We start from the raw sequence: 11,459 nt of genomic DNA on the forward strand, positions 1-11,459 counted from the left end.
ACTCTATAAAATTCATTATCATTAATTATATTCTCTTGAGAAATATTTTGTATCATTGAAAAAGCCATATACATCCTCTCCCTAATTTAAACGCTAAAATAATGACAAAAGTTAACAAGTTCTTATACATATAGTAAATGACAATGGTTCATTAAGGCATTCTGATACACAGCACTTTATATACACTATAAAACATTTAATTACATTTGACCACACATTAGTTATGCTTTGTTAAAATACTTTCATCTATTCACTATACTAACTATGGTGCCTTTATCTATTTCTGAAAAACCACGGATAACCCATCATAAGGAACTATCTGAAAACACCCTTTATACATATGATGAACGACATCACTGTATAAAGGGGGTTTTGCGTGCTTTATCTTTGAATTGTTGGCTGGATTTTAACATTTTTTAATTTATCTGTTTCATCAATGTTAACGTCTTCTATTGACAACTGTTGGTCGACTTCTTGTTTAGACAAGCGACGAACAATAAAATAGGCACAACCAAAATTACAATACTCTAATAAGTAATCTTGAATTGTAGAAAAACGCTTGTTAAAATCTGCCTTTTTATAAGAATCTCGATAAAAGCCTTTCAATCGGAGTTGATCGTAGCCGTAATCTCCAACAACGAAGTCATATTTATCGAGAATTTCTGAATAACGTGCAATGAAATCCTCTTCATTGAAACCATCTCGATATGACTCAATCAGTTCGAAATAGTGGTTGCCTACCTTGATCATCCTTGCATCACCTAATAATTATGAATTAAGCTGTTCATCGCCAAGGCGTTGTTTTGCTTTAGCTGCTTCGTTTACTTGCTCATCAGCATGGTATGAGCTACGTACTAATGGACCAGCTTGACAATGTTTGAATCCTTTTTCCATCGCAACTTTACGTAGTTTACCGAATTCTAATGGCGTGTAGTATTTTTGAACTTTTAAGTGTTTACGTGATGGTTGTAGGTATTGACCGATTGTTAAAATATCTACACCGTTTGCACGTAAGTCGTCCATTGTTTCATGAAGTTCTTCAATTGTTTCGCCTAAACCAACCATGATACTTGATTTTGTTGGAATATCAGGTTGTAATTCTTTAGAACGACGCAAGAATTCAAGTGTACGATCATATGTCGCACGTGCACGAACTCTTGGTGATAATCGACGCACTGTTTCGATATTGTGGTTTAAAATATCTGGACGTGCAGCCATTAATGTTTTTAATGCTTCGTAATCTCCACCCATATCAGATGGTAAGATTTCGATTGTTGTAAATGGATTGCGTTCACGAACTTTACGTACTGTTTCAGCATAGACGTTAGAACCTGCATCTTTCAAGTCGTCACGTGCAACTGCTGTAATAACAACGTGTTTCAAGTTCATCATCTCAACTGATTCTGCTACACGTTCTGGTTCGCCTAAATCCAACTCGTTCGGTAAACCTGTCTTAACCGCACAGAAACGGCAAGCACGTGTACATACGTCACCTAAAATCATAAATGTAGCCGTACGACGCGCACCCCAACACTCATGGATGTTTGGACATTTGGCTTCTTCACATACCGTATGCAAGTTCTTCTCACGCATCATCTTTTTAAGACCTGTGTAGTTCTCGTTGGTGTTTAATTTTATTTTCAACCAATCTGGTTTGCGTAAAATTTCTTCATTTTTTGTAGCCATAGCAGCGGATACCCTCCTGTGAAATTTAACTCTTTATTTATTATAACGGACTTTTTCCAAAAATAAAATGTACTTGACTTATGTTTTATAGGCGTTGTAAATGTGCCTTAAAAATATCACGCAAAAATTCCGGCATGAGATAATCCATCTTTTGCCCTTTCAACATTGGAAAATAGCGTCCAAATGTATACATATCAATCGTTCCTAGCAAGTAGGTCTTATCATCATCTATCTCTTCGCCTTTAACAAAATAACGATTACTTGATGCGATATATCCGGCATCATATAAAATATAACCACCAAAAATATCACCACGGAAACCTAATCCTTGCGCACGTTCGTACATATATGTCTGTTCACGTGCAGTGATGATAATTTCTTTCAACGTACGTCCAGATACTTTGGCACGCACCATATTAATGGGATGCGGCAACATTTGATGAATATCGTATTCCGTTAACACTTTGTCATGATAACCTTTGACCATTAAACCTGCATTAATAATCGTACAATCGGCCCTTATAAATTCGTGAACACTTTGCGCCAATTCATATGTCGCACGTGTAATAAAGTTCGTTTCTCTCTGCAACGTCATAGGTTTTGAGACCACTGGCTGATTCAACAATTGACGGCCTTCTTCATCGAAATTTGTCGACACTTTCGGCAACGTTTCTAACGCATGTAATGTCGCACGTTTGCCAATAACCTTTTTATCATCAATATCTAACGTTACCTCACCTAAAAAATGACCGTACTTCCCTGCTGCAGCCATTAGCACACCATTCGACATTTTACCTTCTAAAAAGTGATGATGTGTATGTGCGCCAAGAATGACATCCGCTTCAGGCAACACTTCACACAGCTGTTCATCGAAAAAGATACCAGCATGACTTAGCACAATCAAGACATCGTATGCGCCTGCATGCTGCTTCACTTCATCTTGAATCGCCGCAAGTGGATCCGTTACCACCCAATCTAGCGCACGATAAAACGGTGTAAAAGCTGCTGTCACACCTACAAAGAGAAAACGCACGCCTTCAATATCTCGTATATGAGACTGAACAAAGTTATTCGGCAAGTTCCCTTCTTCATCAAAAACATTTGCACATGTCACGGTAAACTTCGCATCATCATACAAGCTATTCAAAGCATCATGCGAAATTGTCATGCCCTCGTTGTTACCAATCGTCACAATATCACATTGTGCCTCATTCAACAGCTGTACATTCCGTTTCCCAAGCGTGCCTTCTGTTACCGGCAACGATAAGTCTACATGATCGCCAATATCTACATATAAAGATGGATGGTCAAGTTTCGGACGGTGTTCCGCCATATACGCAGAAATGCTTGCGAACGCATCAAGATGACTATGTATATCATTCGTATGATAGAGTGTTACGCGCATCTATATGCACCTTCCTTTAACTAAAAAATGATCTCGTAATTAAATAAACACCTAATATTAACATAACAATTCGTAAAATAAGCACGACCGTATCAGACTTAACTGTGCGATTGATTCTGACACCAAGTCGCGCTCCGAACCAACTCGCAATAATTAATATAATGCTATAGCCCCATACAACGTGACCTAACATAATATGTCCAACCGAACCTGTGATACTCGAGAAGAAAATCATCATCATACTCGTTCCAACAGCAACATGTGGTGGAAAACGGAATACGAGCAACATCAATGGCGTCATTAACGCACCACCACCGATACCAAACAATCCAGACGTCATACCAATTAAGAATGATAGGATAATCGCCACTGAAGGGACAACGCCATAACGATACGTTTCGCCATGTGCGTCAGTGAATGATTTCATGTAGCGCTCCTGCTGAAATGCTTGGATAGGTGGGATTTTATGTCGAATCATTAATAGAATCGCGATAAAAATTAAAAAGATACCGAAATAGCGATTAAATGAATGCAGTGTTAAATACTGACTCAAATATGCACCAATGAGCGCCCCAGGAATAATCCCAATTAAGAAAATCATGCCATTCTTAACATCCACTTGCTTCTGTTTTAAATAACCGAGGCTTGAAGAGAGACCCGTAACAATCAGAATAATCGATGATGTCCCAATCGCTGTTTGAGGTGTAATCCCTTGTAACACGTCGAGTGTATCGCCAAAGTAAATTAATGTTGGCACGATGATAATACCGCCACCAATACCTACAATAGAGCCGATAACCGCTGATAAAAAGCCAACTAATATTAAAATAATGACACTCATAGTACTGTCTCCTTAAAATAACTTTAATTGTTGTGGTGCCAACCCCTCATAATCAATGCCAAGATAGCGTTGTAAAGTTTTCGCATTTCCTGCCGCATGTCCACCCGAATTATTATTAAAAATCACATATATTTTTTCTGCTTTATGTTCAAGAATTCGTATATGCGTCGCTAAGTCTGTTAACTCTTCGTCATTATATTGATACAAATAACGCACATTACGCCATTCTTGATCTGTCATATCTTTTTTCGTCCAACCGTGCACGTTGCGACCGTGTAATCGCATTAACCCCGTCGCGTGTGTAATACGATTTACAAAAGGCACACAGCCTTCACCGACTTGTGGTTCATCACACACTGAATGAATCAAGTTATGTTCAGTTAAAAATGCAAGCGTATGTTCTTTCATATCATCAGAAAACCACGAACGATGTCGAAACTCAATACATACAGGGAGGTTCTCTAATTGTTTACGTACATAACGAATATAATTCACATTCGGTGTCGTACAGTCAAACCATGGCGGAAACTGTACAAGCACCATCGCCAACTTATCCGCTTCAACTAACGGCGTCAACATCAATCGAAACTCATGAAAGAGCGCGTCTATCGATTCCGCAAAGTCATGATAATCTGCATGTAACGTCAATGCCTGATGAATCTTCACAACAAACTTAAAACGATTCGGCGTTTCTTTCACCCATTTCACCATATTACGCTCAGGCTGAATGGCATAATACGAAGCGTCCAACTCAACAATTGGAAAATGACTCGCATATGCTTTCAATTTATCCGTTTTTCGCTGTAAGTCTTCATACAAGCTATCGTGGTCTCCCCACCCTGTTAGGCCAATCTCTATCATTCAAAGTCTTCCTTTCTATTTTAGCACATCCATCGTACCATACTGCCAACGACACCTTATAGCATTCTGTTTTTCTAAACTTAAAAAGCAGGCACAACTACAAGTTGAACCTGTCTACTTGTAATTGCGCCTCCGTAATAAGTTTGTCTATCAAATTTTTTACATCTGTATCTCTGGATAGTCGTGTACCCTGTCCACTCCATACATGCGTCCATGCTGCCTGACCATTTTTGGCTGCTGTTGCACGTATTTGTTTCGTTAAATCATTTTGAATTGGATACGGCAACACTTGATGCTTGATGCCTTCTAAATCATCAATAATCGTATTTTGTAGCCCTCTTGCTGCTTTACCGCTTAAGACATCCGTTACAACAGTATCTGTTTCGACACTATTTAAAATCGCTTCTCTATGTACCGGTTTGGCACCACTTTCTTGCGACGTTAAAAACGCTGTGTCAAGTTGGATACCTGCAGCACCGAGTACATGACTCGCGAGCCAGCCACGTCCATCCATAATGCCACCAGCAGCGATGACAGGAACATCCACATTATCAGCCATTTGCGGTACTAGTGCCATTGTCCCAACAAGCGATTCCAAGCCATTTTGTTGGAATGCTGCACGATGGCCACCCGCTTCACTACCCTGCGCAACAATCATATCTATACCAGCTTGTTCTAACGCCTGAGCTTCAGCAACAGTTGTCGCACTGCCTATCACTGTCACGCCATTTGATTGGAGTCGCGACATTTCTGTAGCTGACGGTATGCCAAACGTAAAGCTACATACCGGCACTTGATGTTCAATGACAACATCAATTAAACGTACAAACGTTGCTTTATCATGCGCACCTGGCTTTGGCGTGTCTAATGATAATGCGTCACGATACGGCTTTAAATGCCTATTCATCGCATTGACTGCTTCATCTCTATAATCATAAGACTCTGGAACAAATAAATTCACCGCAAATGGTTGAGATGTCAGCCGCTTAACTTCTTGGATCTCTTTGTCTAATTGCTCAGGTGTCATATAACCAGCACCAATTGTGCCAAGAGCACCCATTTCTGATACAGCTGCAACTAACGCTGGTGTTGTCGAACCAGCCATTCCAGCTTGAATGATTGGATATTGAATCCCACACTTTTCTGTCACTGCTGTTTGATACCACATATCGTCATCCCCTTTATTTCTACTAACGAATACGGTTTAACTTCTCTTGTTCTTCTCGGTCCAACTCGTCCTCGATTTCCATGCCTAACATTTCTTCAATTAAGTCTTCATGCGTCACAATCGCATCCGTTCCACCGTACTCATCTAACACAATTGCCATATGCTTACGTGTAATGGTCATCTTACGTAATACCCATTCTGCACGGTTATGTTCATACACGAATAATGGTTCTGAACAAAAATCCATCAGTGTTTTATCAGGTGTCTTACTCCATGCCAATAAATACTTTGAGTGGAATACACCTACAACGTTATCAATATCCCCTTCATAAACAGGATAACGCGTATATGGATGATTCATGACAACGTCGTAAACTTCATCATACGTATCTTCTATCGATAAAGATGTTACATTGACACGCGGTGTATTGTTGACATCATCAATTTTTAAACGATCAAAATTCATGACACCTTGAATACGATTGCGTTCCATTTCATTGAAAGCACCTTCCGTTCCAGCAATCGCAACCATTGTACGCACTTCTTCTTTCGACATCTTCTCGACTTCACGCCCACGCGACAAAAAGCGTGTTAAGCCATCTGTAATCGCATTTAAAATAACTGTAACAGGGCGGAAAATAATCACGAAGAAACGAATAATTGGAAACACAAGTCGTGCAATTGGATCAGCGAATGTCGCCGCGATAGACTTAGGAATCACTTCCGCAAACATAATAATGACTACTGTTAAAATAGCCGATGCGACACCGACATTGACCCCCATATCAACAGCAAGAATGGTTACAAGTGTCGGTAATAAAATATTAGCGATATTATTGCCAATCAAAATCGTCGTAATAAATTCACTTGGTTTTTCTAATAACTTTAATAACTTTGCAGCTTTCGTATTACCATTATCTGCCTCTGATTTAAGCTTTACTTTATTTGCGGCAGTAAGTGCTGTCTCACTTCCCGAAAAGAAAAATGACACAAAGATTAATAAAATGATCGCAATGATCACTAAGCAGTCCTCCTCATCAGCTGTTACATTAATAAAAAACGCTTCAAACATTATTATTGGAGAAGCATGATATACACTTATATTTTCTTATATGCCTGTTTGAAAAGCAAGCAACTGATACCATACAGACGAAGAAAGGTGACAGCAGTGATTCTCTCCACTTACCGTCACCTCAAACCCTTCTAAATATTAACCATCATAAACTTCATATCTAACAGCATTTTATTCAATAACATTAATTGTTCAGGAATCGTGTTTGGCGAGACATCTGGATGCGTCTTAATATGTGCATCTTTTTTATTCATTTTGATAACATTTGCGCCATGTATTTTACTGATATGCTCATAATTGAATGGCACATTTTCCGAACCAATAATATACTTTTCAAAATGCGAACCTTGACTTAAATACGTATTAATATCATCACTAATATCCACTTTTCTAAAGTCTTTTAAAAAGTGTGTATCATTTCGATTATATTCACCAAGGCTAATAATGGGATCGACAGCTAAACTTTTCAAATCTAGCTTCGCTCCGTAGTATAATGCACCTGTTCCACCCTTAGAAACACCATAAAGGACAATATCCTTATCTTGAAGTCCAAGTTTTTCCTTCACTTCCACAATCGCATCGCATATATCTTGTTCCATCGTTGGATTATTGATTGAATTAATAAAATGCGAACCATGCGACAGGTTTAAGTCCATCACACGCATCGTATAGACATTTTTAACTAGACTACGTTCAATACCGTCGAAAAGCTTTTTAAACATTCTATCTCCAATCAAGTGGCTGTCGTAAGTATCCGCACCAGGCATACAAGAAAAAATGACAATCAATTTCTTATCATCGTTACTTGGATTGTCTTTACGGTCTTTTGGTGCATCCAATGTGTAAAATGTATCGCCAACTCTATTTAAATCTTTACGTTGCCATAACTCATTTACATACTTACGTTTATGCAATTTAGAGTAGCCGTTTGTATGGAAGTATAAAATATAATCATTTTTTAACAACATTTTATATAAACGGTACGCATAACCACCTTTTCGTGCCAACTTAATTAAGTTCGTTTCAGAGCCAGTGACTACTTCAATTTGTTTCGTTTGTAGTAACTCATTTTCCTCATCAAGATACATACGTTGAACCGTCTTTTCTTGAGTTATTGCCATGACATTCTGCTGGTAAGTTAGCGCCACTAGTTGATTCAGAAAATAATTATAAAACTTAGCTTCATAATGAAAGTCTGTAGGTCGTTGCATTTTTGAACGTTCAAATAGGTAGTTTCGTTTTGTTAAATCTAGCAGTTCAACGTTATGTTGCTGACAAAAATAGTCATTAAATGTCTCCCACTGTTGATTCATTGTATTAATATCCAATGAAGATAAATCGTGTTGCTTACAATAGTCATTTACTAACAAATCATCTGTAAACGACTCCGCCAAGCGCCCATGAACTAATAAAACCTGGCAACTTGGTAGTTTATTCTTTAGAGATTTTAAAAAATGTTGCACGCCAGACTGCCAGTTTTCAAAATACCGTTCAAAACTCCCATACTTATCCCAAGGTTGTTTTGAATTTCCTTCATTATTCGTCATCCATCCATTCAAAATATCTAACGAAAAATCTACAATTAAATATTGAGGTTCTGTGTCTTTCAATCCTTTAAAAAACGACTGTTGTGCTTCTATATCAATTAATGTACTTTCCGACTCTTGTAATACTACATCAAAAAATTGTTGATAATACGGATTAAATGTTGTCTTAAAACTATCATTTGTTATAAATGAGCCTATCGTTGCAATTTTAAACGTCATCGTCATTACCTCTGGATTATTATTTTATTCAATTATAAATAAAACTCATCCTACAAACAACAAAATATTTATAAAAATAGACATGCTTTTATTTGATACGTGCTCGTCCAACTCATCACGAGCGATACTGCTGTTCAATTTGTTCTGCCAACTGCTTAGACATTTGTTTTCCCGTCTTTTTAAGTTCACTAACAATATGATCTTTATCTGCTTCACTGCGCGTTTGACTTAATTTATACGCCGCTTCAATCGTAGTTATTTTCACTTCAAATCCACGAATGCCAGCCATTTGTTTTTTTGTGTCATCAGATAAATTGTCCCATGTTGCCCCATTTTCTCGGTGTGCTTCATATTCTGTTAACATCACTTTCAATGCTTCTTGCAATTCAGTATCACTCATAATTCGCCCATGTCCATACGCATGAACGCTTTGATAATCCCAAGTTGGCACATCTTCTTCCTCATACCATGACGATGAAATATAGTCATGCGGTCCATGAAAAATGGCTAAAACATGATCGTTTTGATCGATTGTATCGCATTGTGGATTTCTTTTTGCTAAATGTCCAAGAAGTACTAAACCCTCTTCGCGTTCTTCAACTGTCACAGGTACGTGCGTTGCGATAGGCTTACCTTCTGCCGTCGTTACAAGTGTGATAAAGGGATGTGCCATCATAAAATTTTTGATTTCTGTATAATTTTCCATCTGATAATATTTCGGAATATACATTGCCAACTCCCCCTTAAAGTTGCTTTTTCATCACATAATCCGTTTGTGGATCATCTCCCATATAGAACGTATGCGCACCTATTTTCTCAAATCCTATTTTATGATAAAAGGCGAGCGCATTGTCATTCTTTTCCCATACACCTAACCAAATATACTGACACCCTAGTGATTCAGCAATGTCCACCGCCTGTTGATATAACTTTCCGCCAAGCCCACGCTTTTGATAAGGATTTAAAATGTAAATGCGTTCAATTTCTAAATGCGTCTCATCAAAAGGCTCGGTTTGCGCATCACCCGCATTCAATTTCAAATAACCTGCCAATTCATCTTGATCGTAAATAAAATAAAAATATGAGTTCGGATTTTCAAGTTCATTTGTTAACTTTTCAATCGTATAAGCTGTCGCCAAATGTTGATCCATATGTTCTTTTTTATTGTATGGACCAAATGTTTCATCAAATGTTTGACGTGAAATCGCTTGTAATGCTTCCAAATCTGCTAATGTACATGCTCTAATCATCTGTAAACACTCCTTTAATTGATAGTTACATCTTTAAACGGCTTCATCATAGCAAGCCCGCCAATGATGACCATTCCTAACAAACCGTAACACAATATCGCTTCTACAATACCTATTTTTTCAGAAATAACACCTGAAAACGCATAGCCTACACTCGATAGACCGGTTGATAATGCAATCATACCACCTCTTACTCTACCCAAATACGAATTAGGTACATATTTCTGTAAAATTGTCGTAAATGGTACGTTAAATAATGAAATAAATGTTCCTAGTAAAAAGAGTATCACCATCGCAATACCTATTGAATGGTTGAAACTCAAAGAAATGATACACATACTTTGTAGTAAGGCTGCAATAATAAACCAATGAAATAGTTTTTGCATTTTGAATTTCCCAATTAAGTAAGCCATCAATATACCACCCAAAATACTGGAAACTTCTAAAACAGAATAATGAAATGATTGCCCTTGTAATACTTCAGATGTATATGGAATTAGCAACGTGACAATCGGTGTAATTGCTAAGTTAGCCGCAATCGCAATCACCGCAATCCATAATAACCACCTTGTTCTAAAAATGTAAGTAATCCCATTCTTCCAAAGTACAAAATAGTTATCTGATTCCTCTATTTCTTCTTCGTTAACTTTATATGTTTCTTGAAGAAAAGACAGTAATATAAAGCCGATAAAGAATGATACAGCTTCAATCAGTAAAATCATTTCCATCTCTATAACTGCGATAATGATACCACCAAGCAACATCCCTATTAAAAATCCCATTCGATCAAGTATGGATAACCAAGAATTTGCTGTGACATATTCATCTTCTTTTACAATTCTCGTAATAATTTTAATTGATGACGGATCATAAATAGACTCTAACGCAACTAGTAGAATCATCATTGTAACCATATAATAAATACTAATATCAAAAAAATACATCGCTAATCCAACAGAAAGTAATAAAATACAACGAATCAACATCGTCGTTCGCATCAATAGCTTAGGATCGTATTTATCACATATAGGTGTTAGAAATAAATTGAATACAAACCCAGCTAAAAACGTTGCGGTTGTTAACAGCGTCAGTGACGTGACCGTTGTCTGTTCAAAGTAATACCAATACAATGCAATGTATGTCATAGACGCCCCTAACGTCGACACACAAGATGCCAAAAATAATAACGTATAATTCTTGTTAATCATTGTTCGTTCCCCTTTGAATAACAATCTCCCATAAATTGTTTATATAAATCCATTATTCCTTACTTATCACATTTTTTCAATATTCAAATTATTTGAGATAAAAATTAGGGAATAACAATTTCTTTTATCATTGTGCAAGATTATCGTTATAAGCATTTATTTTACTTAATGCTTTACCAATCATATTAAATACGTTTCACTC

Annotated in this window: 11 protein-coding genes; all 11 read right to left on the reverse strand. The window is 37.3% G+C overall.

Annotated elements, in window-relative coordinates; genetic code table 11:
* Positions 1-381: 381 nt before the first annotated feature.
* The 11 genes from CD122_RS09380 to CD122_RS09430 all read right to left on the reverse strand — a co-directional run bounded on the left by CD122_RS09380 (position 382) and on the right by CD122_RS09430 (position 11,257).
* Positions 382-750, reverse strand: a complete 369-nt coding sequence (locus tag CD122_RS09380; RefSeq protein ID WP_103358719.1) for a YutD family protein — start codon at positions 748-750, stop codon at positions 382-384.
* Between the two features lie 18 nt (positions 751-768).
* Complete coding sequence (gene lipA / locus CD122_RS09385) at positions 769-1,686, reverse strand: lipoyl synthase (protein ID WP_103358720.1); 918 nt, start codon at positions 1,684-1,686, stop codon at positions 769-771.
* Between the two features lie 85 nt (positions 1,687-1,771).
* Positions 1,772-3,091, reverse strand: coding sequence for a bifunctional metallophosphatase/5'-nucleotidase (locus CD122_RS09390; protein WP_103358721.1), 1,320 nt, complete (start codon positions 3,089-3,091; stop codon positions 1,772-1,774).
* Between the two features lie 16 nt (positions 3,092-3,107).
* Positions 3,108-3,932 carry a sulfite exporter TauE/SafE family protein gene (locus CD122_RS09395; RefSeq protein WP_103358722.1) on the reverse strand — a complete coding sequence of 275 codons (825 nt, stop codon included), beginning with the start codon at positions 3,930-3,932 and terminating at the stop codon, positions 3,108-3,110.
* A 12-nt stretch (positions 3,933-3,944) separates the two neighbouring features.
* On the reverse strand, positions 3,945-4,793 hold the full coding sequence (locus CD122_RS09400) for a DUF72 domain-containing protein (protein ID WP_103358723.1): 849 nt from the start codon (positions 4,791-4,793) through the stop codon (positions 3,945-3,947).
* Between the two features lie 97 nt (positions 4,794-4,890).
* On the reverse strand, positions 4,891-5,961 hold the full coding sequence (locus CD122_RS09405) for an NAD(P)H-dependent flavin oxidoreductase (RefSeq protein ID WP_103358724.1): 1,071 nt from the start codon (positions 5,959-5,961) through the stop codon (positions 4,891-4,893).
* Between the two features lie 22 nt (positions 5,962-5,983).
* Complete coding sequence (locus CD122_RS09410) at positions 5,984-6,982, reverse strand: hemolysin family protein (RefSeq protein ID WP_103358725.1); 999 nt, start codon at positions 6,980-6,982, stop codon at positions 5,984-5,986.
* Between the two features lie 182 nt (positions 6,983-7,164).
* Positions 7,165-8,799: an accessory Sec system protein Asp2 gene (locus tag CD122_RS12350; protein ID WP_240624153.1), complete on the reverse strand. Its 1,635-nt coding sequence runs from the start codon at positions 8,797-8,799 to the stop codon at positions 7,165-7,167.
* A gap of 115 nt (positions 8,800-8,914) precedes the next feature.
* Positions 8,915-9,529 carry an FMN-binding negative transcriptional regulator gene (locus tag CD122_RS09420; RefSeq protein WP_103358726.1) on the reverse strand — a complete coding sequence of 205 codons (615 nt, stop codon included), beginning with the start codon at positions 9,527-9,529 and terminating at the stop codon, positions 8,915-8,917.
* A 13-nt stretch (positions 9,530-9,542) separates the two neighbouring features.
* Entirely contained in the window at positions 9,543-10,049 is a 507-nt protein-coding gene (locus CD122_RS09425) for a GNAT family N-acetyltransferase (RefSeq protein WP_103358727.1), read from the reverse strand.
* A 14-nt stretch (positions 10,050-10,063) separates the two neighbouring features.
* Positions 10,064-11,257: an MFS transporter gene (locus tag CD122_RS09430; RefSeq protein ID WP_103358728.1), complete on the reverse strand. Its 1,194-nt coding sequence runs from the start codon at positions 11,255-11,257 to the stop codon at positions 10,064-10,066.
* Between the last annotated feature and the right edge of the window lie 202 nt (positions 11,258-11,459).

Source organism: Staphylococcus rostri (assembly GCF_002902145.1).
Taxonomy (GTDB): Bacteria; Bacillota; Bacilli; order Staphylococcales; family Staphylococcaceae; genus Staphylococcus; species Staphylococcus rostri.

Bases quoted from the DNA above. Each gene is read 5' to 3' on its own strand.
- CD122_RS09395 (WP_103358722.1), bottom strand. From the start codon at position 3,932: ATGAGTGTCATTATTTTAATATTAGTTGGCTTTTTATCAGCGGTTATC.
- CD122_RS09405 (WP_103358724.1), bottom strand. From the start codon at position 5,961: ATGTGGTATCAAACAGCAGTGACAGAAAAGTGTGGGATTCAATATCCA.
- CD122_RS12350 (WP_240624153.1), bottom strand. From the start codon at position 8,799: ATGACGTTTAAAATTGCAACGATAGGCTCATTTATAACAAATGATAGT.
- CD122_RS09420 (WP_103358726.1), bottom strand. From the start codon at position 9,529: ATGTATATTCCGAAATATTATCAGATGGAAAATTATACAGAAATCAAA.
- CD122_RS09425 (WP_103358727.1), bottom strand. From the start codon at position 10,049: ATGATTAGAGCATGTACATTAGCAGATTTGGAAGCATTACAAGCGATT.
- CD122_RS09390 (WP_103358721.1), bottom strand. From the start codon at position 3,091: ATGCGCGTAACACTCTATCATACGAATGATATACATAGTCATCTTGAT.
- CD122_RS09430 (WP_103358728.1), bottom strand. From the start codon at position 11,257: ATGATTAACAAGAATTATACGTTATTATTTTTGGCATCTTGTGTGTCG.
- CD122_RS09380 (WP_103358719.1), bottom strand. From the start codon at position 750: ATGATCAAGGTAGGCAACCACTATTTCGAACTGATTGAGTCATATCGA.
- lipA (WP_103358720.1), bottom strand. From the start codon at position 1,686: ATGGCTACAAAAAATGAAGAAATTTTACGCAAACCAGATTGGTTGAAA.
- CD122_RS09400 (WP_103358723.1), bottom strand. From the start codon at position 4,793: ATGATAGAGATTGGCCTAACAGGGTGGGGAGACCACGATAGCTTGTAT.